13 protein-coding genes and 1 tRNA gene are annotated in these 15,098 nt (G+C 50.1%); 1 reads left to right on the forward strand and 13 read right to left on the reverse strand.

Going from position 1 to position 15,098, the window contains the following annotated elements:
• Positions 1-7: 7 nt before the first annotated feature.
• Positions 8-1,906, reverse strand: a complete 1,899-nt coding sequence (locus tag IM700_RS20620; RefSeq protein WP_193418723.1) for an ATP-binding protein — start codon at positions 1,904-1,906, stop codon at positions 8-10.
• A gap of 355 nt (positions 1,907-2,261) precedes the next feature.
• On the opposite strand from IM700_RS20620, the gene tadA reads away from it, so the two are divergent.
• Positions 2,262-2,759: a tRNA adenosine(34) deaminase TadA gene (gene tadA, locus IM700_RS20625; RefSeq protein WP_193418721.1), complete on the forward strand. Its 498-nt coding sequence runs from the start codon at positions 2,262-2,264 to the stop codon at positions 2,757-2,759.
• Between the two features lie 95 nt (positions 2,760-2,854).
• Here the strand turns inward: tadA and IM700_RS20630 are convergent, their stop codons facing one another.
• The 12 genes from IM700_RS20630 to IM700_RS20685 form a co-directional block, all read right to left on the reverse strand.
• Entirely contained in the window at positions 2,855-3,928 is a 1,074-nt protein-coding gene (locus IM700_RS20630) for a hypothetical protein (RefSeq protein ID WP_193418719.1), read from the reverse strand.
• Positions 3,929-4,032: 104 nt separating this feature from the next.
• Positions 4,033-4,848, reverse strand: coding sequence for a YitT family protein (locus tag IM700_RS20635; RefSeq protein ID WP_239484092.1), 816 nt, complete (start codon positions 4,846-4,848; stop codon positions 4,033-4,035).
• Positions 4,849-5,162: 314 nt separating this feature from the next.
• Positions 5,163-5,318: a small acid-soluble spore protein P gene (locus IM700_RS20640; protein ID WP_155608663.1), complete on the reverse strand. Its 156-nt coding sequence runs from the start codon at positions 5,316-5,318 to the stop codon at positions 5,163-5,165.
• A gap of 483 nt (positions 5,319-5,801) precedes the next feature.
• A tRNA-Ser gene (locus IM700_RS20645) sits at positions 5,802-5,890 on the reverse strand.
• Positions 5,891-5,952: 62 nt separating this feature from the next.
• A complete protein-coding gene (serS, locus tag IM700_RS20650; protein ID WP_193418717.1) occupies positions 5,953-7,239 on the reverse strand; it encodes a serine--tRNA ligase in 1,287 nt (428 codons plus the stop codon).
• A 141-nt stretch (positions 7,240-7,380) separates the two neighbouring features.
• Complete coding sequence (gene pdxT, locus IM700_RS20655) at positions 7,381-7,959, reverse strand: pyridoxal 5'-phosphate synthase glutaminase subunit PdxT (protein WP_155608661.1); 579 nt, start codon at positions 7,957-7,959, stop codon at positions 7,381-7,383.
• A 158-nt stretch (positions 7,960-8,117) separates the two neighbouring features.
• Entirely contained in the window at positions 8,118-8,999 is an 882-nt protein-coding gene (gene pdxS, locus IM700_RS20660) for a pyridoxal 5'-phosphate synthase lyase subunit PdxS (RefSeq protein WP_155608660.1), read from the reverse strand.
• Between the two features lie 88 nt (positions 9,000-9,087).
• A complete protein-coding gene (locus tag IM700_RS20665; protein ID WP_193418714.1) occupies positions 9,088-10,527 on the reverse strand; it encodes a D-alanyl-D-alanine carboxypeptidase family protein in 1,440 nt (479 codons plus the stop codon).
• A gap of 117 nt (positions 10,528-10,644) precedes the next feature.
• Positions 10,645-12,102, reverse strand: a complete 1,458-nt coding sequence (guaB, locus tag IM700_RS20670) for an IMP dehydrogenase (protein WP_193418712.1) — start codon at positions 12,100-12,102, stop codon at positions 10,645-10,647.
• Between the two features lie 371 nt (positions 12,103-12,473).
• Positions 12,474-13,064, reverse strand: coding sequence for an ATP-dependent Clp endopeptidase proteolytic subunit ClpP (gene clpP / locus IM700_RS20675; RefSeq protein ID WP_155608658.1), 591 nt, complete (start codon positions 13,062-13,064; stop codon positions 12,474-12,476).
• 18 nt (positions 13,065-13,082) lie between these two features.
• Entirely contained in the window at positions 13,083-13,904 is an 822-nt protein-coding gene (locus IM700_RS20680; protein ID WP_167521297.1) for an RNA polymerase sigma factor, read from the reverse strand.
• A 218-nt stretch (positions 13,905-14,122) separates the two neighbouring features.
• A complete protein-coding gene (locus IM700_RS20685) occupies positions 14,123-14,956 on the reverse strand; it encodes an MBL fold metallo-hydrolase (RefSeq protein ID WP_193418710.1) in 834 nt (277 codons plus the stop codon).
• Positions 14,957-15,098: the final 142 nt, after the last annotated feature.

Genomic DNA, 15,098 nt, shown 5'->3' on the forward strand with positions numbered 1-15,098 from the left:
GCCCACCTCATTTAGCGATATCTGCTGCCCCTTCGTTATGATCTTCCTCCTCCTGCACGCGCGGGAGGGTGATAGTTACAGCCGTTCCTCGTCCGAGCTCGCTGTCGATCTTCAGCGTCCCACGATGTCCCTCAATGATTCGCTGGCTGATCATCAATCCAAGTCCGGTCCCTTTCTCCTTGTTCGTATAGAACGGCTCCCCAAGCTTCTGGAGCCGATCTTTGGCGATCCCCTCGCCTTCATCGATCACCCGCAGCACGGCCTGCCCTTGGTCGTCCTCCTCTACCTGCAGAAGGATCCTTCCGCCTTTAGGCATGGCCTCCATCGCATTCTTCAACAGGTTGATGAATACCTGCTTCAATTGGTTCTCTTCACAGTGTACCAGAATTGGGCTGGGGGAGAAATGAACCTCGAATACGATATTATGTAAATGAGCTTCGCTATCCAATAAGGACACGACGTCGCCCATCGTAAAACGAACGTCCCTGGTCTGGAATTGCACCGCCTGCGGCTTGGCTAAAATGAGAAACTCACCGACGATGAGATTAATCCGGTCCAGCTCCGCGAGCATCACATCAGTATGCATGATATTAACTACTCGGGCTCGTTGCTGCATTTGAAGAAATCCGCGCAACGTCGTCAGCGGGTTGCGAATTTCATGCGCCACCCCGGCAGCAAGCTGTCCGACGGTCGTCAATTTCTCTGAGCGCCGGAGCAGGTCTTCCATTTTATTGTGTTCCGTCATGTCCCGGGAAATGCTGATCAGTGCGGTGATTTTTCCCGCTTGGTCAAAGATAGGGGACACGCTAATGCTTACTTCCACAGGGCTGCCGTCCTTCCGCAATCGGACGGTTTCGGCGATTACCGATTCGGCGGTAGCGATTACGTCGGTTTCCGGACGCCAGATCAACCTTCCGTCCATCTCGGAATTCGGGAGAAATTCCAGAACGTTCCCGACAATTTCATCACTCCGCCAGCCGTATAACCTTTCGAAAGCGGCATTCACCTGCAGGACCTGACCCTTGATATCTGTAATATGGATGGCATCTGCGGTCTGGCTGATAATTGACTCCAGATACTCCTTCATCGACCGATTCTCTTCGTTCTTCCGCTTCATCTCGGCGGTATGACGGCCCAGATTGTCAGCCATGATGTTAATTTTATGAGCCAGCAGTCCGAGTTCATCAAAACTGCCGACTTTCAGCCGGGTCTCAAGCTTACCCGAAGCTAATACATTCACTTGGTCCAAAATATGACGGATCGGACGGATCAAACCTCCGGCCATCCCGTAGCTCCCCAGGATCATCAATACGAGCAAGGAAAAGGATACGATCAGTTGGCTGATCATCTGTTTGGCAATCGCTTCGGCGATCGGGGTATAACTGGAGACGATCCGAATAACGTAGGGTTTCTCTCCTCCGTTCGTAATTGGGACATAACTCTCCAGGACGCGCTTGCCGTTGATGCGTGTATCCACCAACAAACTGCGATTTTGGGAGATCGCCTCCGCAACGGAACGCTTCAATACCTGATCATTCTTATATCGGTACGTTCCAAACAACAATTGCCTCTCATCCAAGCGATTCGGGTCAATCCCCGTTATCTCCATCAGACTAGGATTCGTACCTAACGATTTTTGGGAAACCCGTTCCGGGCTTGTCATGGTCAGAATCGCATCCGTCATATCGCTGCTCATTTTGCCGCCTAACGTGAGCTTGACATAGTTATATACCGACCGACTTTGTTCGACAGAAATGGCTATTTGATTGGCCGTCAGCATCATGTTCGCTTCGCTGTCCAGGCGCAAATTATCCCGTACCGTAAAATAACTTAGCACGATATTCAGAGACAGGATAATTAGCGCAAAACAAGATATAATCAAAGCAAGCTTTGTTTTTATAGTCAAGCGTTTATCCCACCCCTAGAGCTATTTTTATGGATATATATGGGATTGTAAAAAATTCTAAATCCATCATACCTTTTACGACAAGTTTTGCAAAGACGTTGAAATTCCCAGTTCGTTTCCCTACAATATGTAGAAATGCCTACTCGTCTGGTCCATAAGACTCAAAGAAAAGGGTCCGTCATACGATAGTTATCCACAGGATATTAACATACTCACAGCTCATTGGGATAATATGTGTATAATAATGGGGATAATCCAGCGGTTATGCACAATGTTACCCACAACATGTTAACAACGAATGCTTGTTCGTTGGACAAGACTTGTGGATACGCTGATAAGGAGTTGATTTGTTCACATGCCATCCTCATTTCCTTTAGTCCCTGAACCGCCACCCTCAACTTATCCTCACGAGCATTGGATGGCAGAGGCTATACGTGAAGCACGCAAAGCGGAAGCCATAGGCGAAGTGCCGATTGGTGCGGTCATCGTCCGAGGTGACGACATCGTTGGACGTGGCTACAATCTCCGTGAGAGCTCCCACGATGGTACCGCCCATGCCGAGATGATTGCGATCCGCGAGGCCAGCGAGCATCTCGGGGCCTGGCGACTGCTTCACTGCCGCCTCTACGTCACGCTGGAGCCTTGCCCGATGTGTGCAGGCGCGATCGTCCAATGCCGCGTTCCTCATGTGATATACGGTGCTCCGGATCCGAAGGCAGGTTGCGCCGGAACTTTGATGAACCTGCTGCAGGAAGCGCGATTTAACCACCGCACCGATATCACAGCCGGCGTCCTGCAGGAAGATTGCGCCTCGTTGTTAACCGAGTTTTTCCGTCGGCTTCGGAAGAAATAAAATCTACTGTAACGACAAGAACCTCCAGCCCCATGAGATCATGGAACTGAAGGTTCTTATCGTTTATGCACAATGTTTGAATCGTACGCTTAAGCTTAATAGCCAAACTGGCCCATTTCTTCTTGTAGCTGCTCCAAAGTCAGCGTGTCTGTCGGAATGCCGATTTCAAAGGCCGGTTTCTCATTAATTTGAGTAAAGCGGCTGGTCATTTGGACAGCAACTTTGATGTTCTCCTTCGTTTCCGGATCGTTTACGGCGACATCTGCCTGAACGTTGTAATACGCCGGGTAGTTGTTCTCGTCGATCGCGGTATCCACCGTGAAATTGTTGATTTGTAGATGATTCTTCATCTCGTCCAACGCTTTGCCCAGTTCGTCCTGGTTGCCTTCTTGCAGTTCTTTCTTCGCCTGCTCAAGTTCCTCTGGCGTCAGCTGCAACATCGAACGGTATTCTTCTTTGGACAATATATCCAGCATCTTCGGCAACGCTTGATTCACCAGAATCGTCACCGCTTCTTTTACATTGTCATTCGTAATGGCGAATTGGACCACCTGCTTCGCTTTGAAACCTTCCGGCAACGAAGCCTCTTTTGGATCGATGTTGGTGAAGTAAGCTCCGGATTCATACTCAGCAAATAAAGCTCCCATTAATTCCGTGCTGAGCTTTTGGCTCTTCTCCGGATTGAACAGGTCCGGATTAAACTCCTCGCCGCTCTGCTCCGCCAGCTCTTTCATGTCGAGAACCAGGAATTTCCCAGTCACCGACTCCGGCATTGGCAGGAACGGAATGCTTGGTACCTTAACGTACAATTTCTCCGGCGTCACGACGAGCGGAATCGTAATTGTCGTCGTCATATCCCCTGTCAATTTGACTTCCAGTGTTGCTTCGGCTTGCATCGGGTCCTTCTGGAAAATTTGCTTGATGTTGATCTCAGCGTTCTTCAGCATGGATAATACGGCGCCCACTTCCGGGGACTCTGCCTCTTCCATTTCAACGGAAAAATCCAAGATCTTAATTTGATTCTCCAACACGTACGAGTTCATCTCAAGCGCCTTCACAGCTGCGCTGCTCAAGGCTTCCTTCGGTTCCTTCTTGCTGCTGCAGCCGGCCAAGACCAGCATGACAGACAGCATGACCAGCAAGCAGGACGTCAATAACTTTTTAAACATACCTTCTCCTCTCTCCTACCCATTCATCCTCAGTAAAAGCAAAATTTTTCTAAAATAACATATCATAAACCATTTGCAAGGATTTCGGAATACGTTCCGCTGAACTAATGAATTGCTTTCTTCTTGAAACGTCCGCCCTTAACATCATGGATATTTCCGACTGCCAAAAATGCATTTTCATCGTAATGATTCACGATTTCCTTCAGCTTGGCTTCTTCCAAGCGGGTAATGACGCAGAAAATCACTTTCTTCGGGTCGCCGGAAAAACCGCCTTCTCCCGACAAATACGTAACGCCGCGTCCCAAACGGCTTAAGATCGCATCGCCGATTTCATCGATCTGGTCGCTGATAATCCAAACCGATTTCGACTCGTTTAAACCGTCTACGACGATATCGATGGTCTTATAGGCAATATAATAGGCTAATAACGAGAACAACGCGCGCTCCCAGCCAAACACGAAGCCTGCACCGAGCAGGATGAAGAAGTTGAAGAACATGATGATCTCGCCAACCGAGAACGGAGTTCTTCGTGAAATGAGAATGGCCACGATTTCAGTCCCGTCCAGCGATCCGCCAAAGCGAATAACTAAACCGGTGCCTAAACCAAGTAAAATGCCGCCAAACACAAAGGCAAGTAAGGTATCACTGACAAAAGCAGCAACCGGGTGCAGCAGCGCCGTGCCAACCGACATCACGGTAATGCCCAGCAGGGTGGATACGGCAAACGTCTTGCCGATTTGTTTGTAGCCGACAATGAGAAAAGGGAGGTTGAAAAGGAAGAGGAAAACCCCGAGCGGGAAGCCCGACAAGTAGGAAGTCATTACGGAAATACCGGTTATGCCACCGTCCGTAATTTTGTTAGGTACCAGAAATAGTTCCAGCGCAACGGAGACGATAATCGCTCCGACTACAATAAACATAGACCTGAATAAGTTGCTCTTCAGCGTACGCTGTTTATGTTGGCGTACTTGGGTTGCTGTAGGTGGAATCAGTTGATTTGGATTAACCGCGTTCAAATGGCATCACGATCCTTTCAGTATGTTTTATAGTTCTTCCCTCTCACCATTCTTTCAAAAAAATTCATGTTCCCGTATAAGAACACACCCTAACCTTTATTATGACATTTTCTCCGCTTGTTGTCTTGCTCTAAATCTGATAAACACCGTGCATCTGAACGGCAAAAAACCCCAGCCGAGGCTAGGGCAAGGTTCGTGGTAACCCTTCCGATAAGAGCTTATCCTTCCGGGTTAAAGTTACCGTCTTGTTTTCTGATTTTCGCCTTTTTTGAACCAGACAGCGGTTCAGGTCCGCCTTTGCCCTCGTTCCGTTGGCGTTCGCGATTCTGTCCGTTGCCGGAGCCCGAGGTTTGGTAGGTTTGCGGTTTTGTCATAACGAATAATGCCTCCCTTGATTTGATCAACAGAGTTAATTTGCGAAGAAAGGGCCTCCGTTATGCATGAAAAAAGAGAGCATCTCTGCTCTCTGGATGATCGATGTATGGCGGAGAGGGTGGGATTCGCTCCGTCGAACGTAGCCGTACAAGTACGGCAACGCTGTGCGACTATCACGCCGGGGCCTACGAACATGCCTTAGGGCATGTCCGCTTCACGGCCCGTTCGAATCCCACCTTTCGCCATACACAAAAAAAACCGACTCCTTTTCAGGAATCGGTTGATTATTCTCGTATGGCGGAGAGGGTGGGATTCGCTCCGTCGGACGTAGCCGCACAAGTGCAGCAATGCTGTGCGACTATCACGCCGGGGCCTACGGACATGCCTTAGGGCATGTCCGCTTCACGGCCCGTTCGAATCCCACCTTTCGCCATACACAAAAAAACCGACTCCCTTTCAGGAATCGGTTGATTATTCTCGTATGGCGGAGAGGGTGGGATTCGAACCCACGTGGGCTTGCACCCTAACGGTTTTCAAGACCGCCCCGTTATGACCGCTTCGGTACCTCTCCAAAGGTGAATCCGATTTAGCGTAACAAATCAGATTCTACCATATCGCTTGCCGCTACGCAAGCTAATTACGCTTGGTAATCTTCTGCAAATTCCCCATATAAGGGCGCAGCGCCTCTGGAATCTCCACGCTGCCATCTTCCTGCTGGTAATTCTCCAGGATCGCAGCCACGGTGCGTCCAACCGCTAGTCCCGAGCCATTTAACGTATGCACGAACTCCGGCTTCGCCTTCGGCTCCGGACGGAACCGAATGTTCGCCCGGCGGGCCTGGAAGTCCTCCACGTTGGAGCAAGAGGAGATTTCTCGGTACAACCCGCTCTCCGGAAGCCATACTTCCAGGTCGTACGTTTTGGCAGCCGTAAAGCCCATGTCGCCCGTACACAACGCAAGCACACGGTAAGGCAGGTTTAACAGCTGCAGCACGCGCTCGGCGTTGTTCGTCATTTTCTCCAGCTCGTCATAAGAGTTGTCCGGATGAACAATTTTGATCATTTCCACCTTGTTGAACTGGTGTTGACGAATCAAACCACGGGTATCGCGGCCAGCTGCACCAGCCTCAGAACGGAAGCAGGAGCTGTAAGCCACATAATTGCGCGGTAAGTCTTCCGCATTCAGAATTTCATCCCGATGATAGTTCGTCACCGGCACCTCAGCCGTAGGAATCAAATAATAGTCGCTGGCGCCCGATAGTTTGAACAGATCCTCCTCGAACTTCGGTAGCTGGCCCGTTCCGTATAAGCTGTCGCGATTAACGATGTAAGGCGGCAGCATTTCCTCGTACCCATGTTCGTTGCTGTGCAGGTCCATCATAAAGTTAATGAGCGCACGTTCGAGGCGAGCCCCCAACCCTTTATAAAAAGTAAACCGCGAACCGGTCACCTTCGCTGCGGCTTCAAAATCAAGAATTCCGAGGTCCGCTGCAATATCCCAATGCGCTTTCGGAGTAAACTCAAAGTTCCGCGGCTCGCTCCAACGGCGAACTTCGACATTATCTTCTTCCGAAGCGCCTACCGGTACGCTTGCATGAGGGATGTTCGGAATGGAGAGCATCAGCTCGTCGATTTTCACCTCAAGCGTCCGAACCTCTTCGTCCAGCTCCTTGATGCGATCTCCGACTTCGCGCATCTCTACGATTAACTCGTCGGCGTTCTCCTTGTTTTTCTTGCGCTGTGCAACTTCTGCGGAGACGGTGTTCCGGCGATTTTTGAGCGCTTCGCTTTCTTGAAGCAACACCCGGCGTTTCTCGTCCAGCGGCGCAAAACCGGAGATGAGCTCCAGCGATTTCCCCCGATTCTTCAGCGCTTCCTCAACGCGTGTATATTCATTTCGCATGATTTTCACATCTAACATGAGTAGTCCCTCCTAGAATGATCCCGCACAGACCTGCCGACCTTCATCTGGGGAGACCCGCGGACGGAAAGGCTGCTATCGGAAGTTCAAAACGCCGGTAAAACAGATAAAACCTCAACCCGCAAAGGAGTCAAGGCCTGTTTACGGCTGCTTGGCTTGCTTGATCATCTCAACAAAATACGTATGTAGCGAGAAGTCGTCAGTCAGCTCCGGATGGAACGACGAAACGAGCAGATGCCCCTGGCGTGCCGTCACAATTTCATCGTGATAAGTCGACAACACCTCTACCCCTTCTCCAACTGCCGTGATCAGCGGGGCCCGAATGAATACCGCCCTCAGTGGAACCTCAAGTCCCTTCACGTCAAGATCGGTTTCGAAGCTTTCACGCTGACGTCCAAACGCATTGCGCGATACCTTGATATCCATCAGTCCGAGATGAGCTTCCTCGCCGCCCTCGATCTCCTTCGCCATCACGATCAGTCCGGCACAGGTCCCGAATACCGGTTTACCTTGTCCGGAAAAGCTTCGAATCTCATCCATAAAGCCGTATTTACGCATCAGTTTGCCGATGGTCGTGCTTTCGCCGCCAGGAATGATCAGTCCATCCAGCTCAGCAAGCTGTTCGGTGTGCTTCACGGTTACAGCTTCAACGCCGGTCTTCTCCAAGCTGCGGATATGCTCCGCAACCGCGCCTTGCAGCGCTAACACTCCTACTTTCATGACAAACCTTCTTTCTCTAGAGGTAGTTCAATAAGTCATTTTTTGATCACGAAGCTTCCGTTGCTCACGTAGGTCACTATGATGTACCCCGGCCATCGGAAAGAGACAGCCGGGGTGAAGGACTTGCTTTAGATCCTACGGTTCTTGGCGATAGACGATTACCAGCCGCGATCCGACATCCGCTCTGCCGCGGACAATTTGGAAATCTCGATGCCTTTCATCGGTGTACCCAAATTTTTGGATACTTCCGCAATCAATTTATAATCCGTATAATGCGTCGTCGCTTCGACGATCGCACGAGCAAATTTCTCGGGACTGTCCGATTTAAAAATACCGGAGCCGACAAATACCCCGTCCGCGCCCAAATGCATCATCAAAGCCGCATCGGCCGGTGTTGCTACACCGCCCGCCGCGAAGTTAACGACCGGCAGCTTGCCGTTCTCATGTACTTCGAAAAGCAGGTCGTAAGCCACACCAAGGTTCTTCGCCTCGGCATAAAGCTCATCCTTCGACATGTTCTGCACCTTGCGGATTTGGCTGTTGATCAGACGCATGTGACGTACCGCTTCCACGATGTTGCCCGTTCCCGGCTCCCCTTTCGTCCGGATCATCGATGCGCCTTCGCTAATACGACGAAGCGCTTCGCCCAGATCCTTCGCCCCGCATACGAACGGTACGGTGAAATCCCGTTTATCGATATGGAATACTTCATCCGCCGGGGTCAGCACTTCACTCTCGTCCAGATAGTCTACCCCAAGCGATTCCAGAACTTTCGCTTCCACGTAATGACCGATCCGCGCTTTTGCCATGACCGGGATGGAGACAACCTTCATGACTTCCTCAACGATCGTCGGATCCGCCATGCGGGCTACGCCGCCGGCCGCCCGGATATCGGAAGGAACACGTTCCAATGCCATAACGGCGGTAGCTCCAGCCGCTTCGGCGATTTTGGCTTGTTCCGCATTCATGACGTCCATAATGACGCCGCCTTTTTGCATCTCAGCCATACCTCTTTTTACACGCGATGTTCCTGTTTCCATGTCCAATCCTCCCGATAATAATCTAACTAAATATTTTACAAGATACAGTTGAAATACACAACCCGTTTACTCGGATATGAAAGGACGCTTAGAAAAGATTTTTGATGCCGTTGAACAGATCGCTGAAGAAATCGCCGATGGCTCGCATCATCAGCTTAAACCAACCGGCTTTTTCCGCATCTTCCGCTGTGATCAGGTTCACTGTCTTCTCAAGCGTTTGGTCCATGCCTGGAGCCTTAAACGAGTAGGTTACGGTTCCGACCTTCGTCCCCTGCTTCAACGGAGCTGTCAAGGTGCTCTCATCGGCCAACGTCACTTTGGGTTGTACCGCGCTCGTGTCCGCGCCTTTCGGTACGACAAAGCTAACCGCTTGATCCGTTACGACCGGAATCTCCGTGTTTTTCGCCTTTTTCACCGTCACGGTTTCTGTCCCTGCAACCGTTGTTTTCGGTGGTACGATTTGCTTCGTTTCAAAGTTATTGAAGCCGAAGTCCAGGACTTTGCGGCTTTCAACGAAACGAGAGCCTTCGGTTTTAGCACCCATCACGACGCTGATCAAGCGCATTCCGTTACGGACGGCCGTCCCGGTAAAGCAGTTGCCCGCATTCGTGGTGTGTCCCGTTTTGAGCCCGTCAAGACCATCATAGGCGTATTGCTTAAAGTTAGTCACGTTTTTATTGGCTTCCAGCATCCAGTTCCAGTTGATCATTGGAGCGGTATCTCGCTCACGGAACTTGTACGATTGGATCGTTGTGAACCGAGTAAAGTCCGGATGGTCCGTCACAATGTATCTTGCCAGAATGGCTGCATCCATTGCTGACATCACGGTCTCTTCGGTATCCGAAGGACGGAATTGTTCCGGCATATCCGCAATGTCCAAGCCGGTGGAGTTCGCAAAGTGCGCGGTTTTCATCCCCATACGCTTGGCTTCGTCATTCATCATTTTCACGAAAGCTTGCTCGGAACCTGCAACATGCTCAGCCAAAGCCACCGTCGCATCGTTCGCGGAGCCGACGGCCATCGCGATATATAACTCTTCAATAGTATGTTGATCCCCTTCGGCCAGAAAAATCCGCGAGCCGATCGTTTGGGCGGCATTTTTTCCTACCGTCACCACGTCGTCCCAACTGAACTTCCCTTGCTTCACGAGGTCAGCCACGATATATTCGGTCATCATTTTGGTCATGCTGGCCGGAGGCAAAGGAACATCCCCGTTGATGTTCATCAATACTTGCCCGGATACAGGCTCCAGCAAAACCGCGGACTTCACTTCCAAGCCCAGGGATTCCACGGAAGGAATTGAGGTGGCTGTTTGCACTGTCGTCGTTTCGGTTGTCGTAGATTCAGTAGAAGTAGATTCCGTTTGCTCTCCCTCCGCCAGTGCCATCACCGGTGCAAGAGAGAAACATAGTAGATTTAGCAGCAATACAGAAGCTACGCTTTTGCGCAGGAAACGCCGTTTGGTTGTCGACTTGCGTTGTGGTTGTTTGTGTTTCAATGCCTTAAAGCTCCCCTCATATTCTTTCATTTGCTTTATCTATTCTATCACAGGGGTACCCGCAAAAAAAGACAAGCAGGACGGAAAACGCCCTGCTTGATGTGGAAAATAATGGTTAAACCCTTCTGACTTTTTGAATTACCTCTATTACAGCGAGTAGTTTGGCGCCTCTTTGGTGATCTGAACATCGTGCGGATGGCTTTCGCGCAAGCCTGCACCTGTGATGCGGATAAACTGCGTATCGTTCCGAAGCTCATCCAGCGACTTCGTGCCGCAATACCCCATCCCGGAACGCAGGCCGCCAATCAACTGATGAATCGTATCGGAGATCGGTCCTTTGTAGGCAACACGGCCTTCGATCCCTTCCGGTACCAGCTTCTTGTCGTCGTCTTGGAAGTAGCGGTCCTTACTACCTTGCTTCATCGCGCCCAACGAACCCATTCCTCTATACACCTTGTAGCGGCGACCTTGGTAGATTTCCGAATCCCCAGGGCTTTCTTCTGTACCGGCAAACAAGCTGCCCAACATCACCGCATGCGCACCGGCCGCGATCGATTTCGTAATCTCGCCGGAGTACTTGATACCTCCGTCTGCGATGATCGGAATCCCGTATTCACGAGCTACCGTCGCGCAATCGTACACCGCCGTAACCTGCGGCACGCCGATGCCAGCGATCACGCGAGTCGTACAGATCGAGCCAGGTCCGATACCGACCTTCACCACGGAAGCTCCCGCTTCAATCAAGGCTCTCGTCGCCTCGCCTGTCGCTACATTACCGGCGATAATCGTCAGCTCTGGAAACCGTTTGCGAAGCTCGGCTACCGCTTCAATAATATTGATATGGTGACCATGCGCCGAATCGACCGTAATTACGTCAACTCCAGCTTTAACCAGCGCGTCGGTCCGCTCAAACGTATCCTTCGAGATCCCGACGGCAGCACCAACGAGCAAGCGTCCCTGCGCATCCTTGGCCGCGTTCGGGAATTGGATCGCTTTTTCGATATCCTTGATCGTAATCAGGCCCTTTAACGTATTGTGGTCGTCGACCAGAGGGAGTTTCTCGATTTTATGTTTTTGCAAAATGACTTCGGCTTCCTGTAAAGAAGTTCCTACCGGTGCGGTAATTAAGTTGTCACGCGTCATGACTTCGCTGATCTTGATGCTGTAATCATGCACAAAGCGCAAATCCCGGTTTGTCAAAATCCCGACCAACTTGTGCTCCTCATTCACAATCGGCACGCCGGAGATACGGAATTTTCCCATAACCTCCTCTGCATCGGACACGAGATGATCCGGAGTCAATGAGAAAGGATTCGTGATGACGCCGCTCTCGGAGCGTTTCACTCGGTCGACCTCTTCGGCTTGCTGTTCGATCGGCATATTCTTATGAATGATACCGATGCCGCCTTCCCGTGCAATCGCGATTGCCAGCGCGGATTCCGTGACCGTATCCATTCCCGCACTGATGAGCGGAATATTCAGCTTGACCTTGTCGCTGAGCCGAGTGGACACATCCACCTCTTTCGGCAATACCTCCGATTTACGGGGAACCAAAAGCACATCGTCAAACGTTAAGCCTTCCTTGTCAAATTTACTTTCCCACACCGTGATGAATCCTCCTTCGATTTGGTTGTTTTGTTGGGCCCTTTCCTGAAATCCGGGTATAAAAAAAACGACTACCTCTGTAATCCCTTAGAAGAACATAACCCTTATATATCAAGACAGAATAGGCACTTACGAAAATATATTGTTCCCATCTTAGCAAAGCCCCCCTAGGCTGTCAAGGACAACCGCAGCCAAAAAATCACTCGGCCGCCCACCGAATACGAGTGTCTATTTCACGCGCACATTAGGTTCATTTCATGGATTCTGATGCTAATCCTGCCCCATTCCTCCAGCTTTGATTCGGCAAAAAGAAAAAGGACGGAGAGGCCACATTCGCCTTCTCCCTCCTATTCTTCCGATCCAGTGCTTCGTTACCGCTTGTCGTGGGTAATGACCTGGTCGATGATTCCGTACTCGCGAGCTTCGTCTGCGCTCATGAAATAATCTCGATCCATATCCTTTTCAATTCGCTCCAGCGGTTGCCCGGTACATTCCGCCGCAATGGCGTTGAGTCGTTCCCGGATCCCTAAGATCCGTTTGGCACTGATCGCAATATCACTGGCCTGCCCTTGCGCGCCTCCATGCGGTTGATGAATCATAATCTCACTGTTGGGCAGGGCAAACCGCTTCCCTTTGGCTCCAGACAATAACAGTATCGCGGCAAAGGAAGCCGCCAACCCGGAGCAGATCGTTTGCACGTCCGGCTTCACATATTGCATTGTATCGTATATGGCAAAGCCTGCTGATGTTGAACCACCTGGACTGTTGATATAGAAGTAAATATCCTTCTCCGGATCTTCAGCTGCCAAGAACAACATCTGCGCTGTAATGCTATTGGCGACCTGATCGTCAATCGCTGAACCGAGGAACACGATCCGATCCTTCAGCAAACGCGAATAAATATCATACGACCGTTCACCTCGTCCGGTTTGTTCGATAACATAAGGGATTACTGAACTCATGGCTTACCCTCCTTTGAATCAGGCGGCAAGACCGAGGGACATGAAACTTTGCCGGTTTTGTACCGGATCGGTAGCAGGGGAGCCTGATTTGCTCCGCAGGGAGTTGCGGCGATACGATTGGAGTGTTAACACCGGGACTATATCCTGAGGCCGGACGTCGTTATACAGCATCGCAAGCGCAGCGGCGTCTTCTCGGCGGACCGCATCCATGTACGCATAAACAAGTACGTCATTGGATGTGTCTGGGGATGCAGCCTCCCCAATGGAAGTCCCTTTACCTGAGGTGTCTCTGCCTTCTCGTCTGGAACCCTCCACGGCATTTCGCAGTCTGACCCTCGCTCTGTGCAGGGCGGCTTTGACAGCCCCTTCCGTCGATTGAATCAACTGCGCAGCTTCACCGGCCGTATACTGTAAAATATCGATCAGCAGTAGCGCGGTTCGTTGAAGGGGCGAAAGCTCGGAGACCAGGGTCTCCATCGCGCCCCACACTTCAGCGGGATCGTTCTGTCCCGGCGCTTGCAGAAGTTCGTCCATGGGAAGCGACTCTGCCCGAAGCCGCTTTCTCCGGCTGCGGTCAATCCACGCATGCTGAGCCGTGCGATACAGGTACGTTCGTGTGATTTGAACGTCGTCTCCTTTACCTTGCGTCGCCGACCAAATCTTGAGCCACGTATCTTGCGCCAAATCGTCGCCTTCCCAAACCGAGCCGGCTAACGATCGGCAGTAATTGCGTAATGCTGCACCATGCATCTGTATCCATATCGGGAAATTCACCTGTTCCATATTAGACCTAGTTCGCTTAGGGTTTCGCTTAACCAGCTCTTTAGCTAACGTTGGCATCTCGGGCACACCTCCCATCTGTAGACGGACATTATCATATACCGGCCTTCCATCCCTGCTCCACGCCTTCACGTCACGATCGGTTCATTTCCAACCTGGAGTAAGCTAAATTTCTTACTCACCGGTATAAACGTAAATTTCGGCGAAATCGATACGCGGGATAAAATTTTGATGTTATGGATCGTTTATTCATGTTATTCTCAATCCTTCGATGAGGTTTAAGCCTTGGCCGCATTCGCTGATCCCCAAAGTGAGCCTGGGTTTACCCGGTTTGGGTAAAGATGAAGCATGCTGTTGTATAAATCTGAAGCGGTGTCTGTCTCTTTCTCCATTCGATTAAAGTCTAACAGATATTGCTGAGTCTCACCTAAGATTTTGGGGTTATTCTCATTCTCGGGGACTTTGTGCCCCGCCACAACAAATTTTGGATTTAGTTGCATTAGACGATCTATGGCTTGAATCCATTCGATTCGAGAACTTTCCGTGGTTTCAGCTAGATAGGGATGGATTCCGTTATAAACAACATCCCCGGTCACTAGTAATTCTAGATCCGGAATCCACAATGATGTTGTATTCGCGGTATCCGTATACCCAGCTTCAATGATCTCCAACTTATGTCCTTCGAGTTCAAAAGAATTCATATTGATAACATCAGGAAAGACCTGAGGTTGAGGTATTTGATCAGGGAATAATTTATCCCAAAAGCTTTCAATTAGGTTTCCTTGTTTCAAACTCTCTTTTACTGTTCCTTCTGTTGCCAATGCTTTAGCATGGGGAAAAGCTTCTTTTATTTGTTTGATTCCAAAGAAATGATCACCATGACCGTGCGTAATATAGATGTATTTTAGGTCACGGTTAAATGTCTTTATCCAATCGATCAATTTTTGGTTATGTTCAATAGTAGTAAAAGTATCGACTAAAATTGCCTCTTTTTCTCCATAAATAAGAACAGCCGTATTGGAAACCCATTGAAGTTCCTCTTTTCCTTCTGGCAAGGTCCTTGTGAGGCTGGCACGTTTTACGCAAAGTTCAGCGAATTGTAAGTGTGACATTTTAACCCTCCTTAAAATAATTACTTTGACCCTTTTTCATCTGTGATCTATTTATACCGCATTGAGAATGATCAGTAAAGAAATATTTTTTACTAATCGTTCTCTTATCGGCAGCACGCTTTTTGTAGTTTTTACTTGAGAA

It is taken from the genome of Paenibacillus rhizolycopersici, assembly GCF_014947195.2.
Classification (GTDB): Bacteria; Bacillota; Bacilli; order Paenibacillales; family Paenibacillaceae; genus Fontibacillus; species Fontibacillus rhizolycopersici.